Raw genomic sequence first — 396 nt, 5'->3', positions numbered from 1 at the left:
GAGCAATCGCCTGACCGGCAACAGCGGCAACAACCTTCTGGACGGTGGAACCGGTGCCGACCTGATGATCGGCGGCAGCGGCAATGACACCTACATCGTCGACAACCTCAAGGACGCGATTACCGAAACCAGCACTCTGGTATCTGAAGTCGACACTGTGCGTTCCTCGGTGAGCTGGACCCTCGGCGCCAACCTGGAAAACCTCACCCTTACCGGCAGCGATAACCTCACCGGTGTTGGCAACACCCAGAACAACACCCTGCTCGGCAACGCCGGCAATAACGTGCTCAACGGCGCGGCCGGACTGGACACGCTGATCGGCGGCGCCGGCGACGACACCTACGTCCTCGACCAATTCGGCGAACTGGCGCTGTTGCGGGAAACGGCCGATGAGGG

The 396-nt window shown here is 62.1% G+C and carries 1 pseudogene; it reads left to right on the top strand.

The window, feature by feature from the left end:
• Nucleotides 1-396 (top strand): annotated as a pseudogene (locus tag NHU87_RS28325) (hypothetical protein); the annotation flags it as partial.

The organism is Pseudomonas mandelii (assembly GCF_024138395.1).
Classification (GTDB): domain Bacteria; phylum Pseudomonadota; class Gammaproteobacteria; order Pseudomonadales; family Pseudomonadaceae; genus Aquipseudomonas; species Aquipseudomonas mandelii_E.
This window is presented reverse-complemented; position numbering and strand designations above follow the sequence as displayed.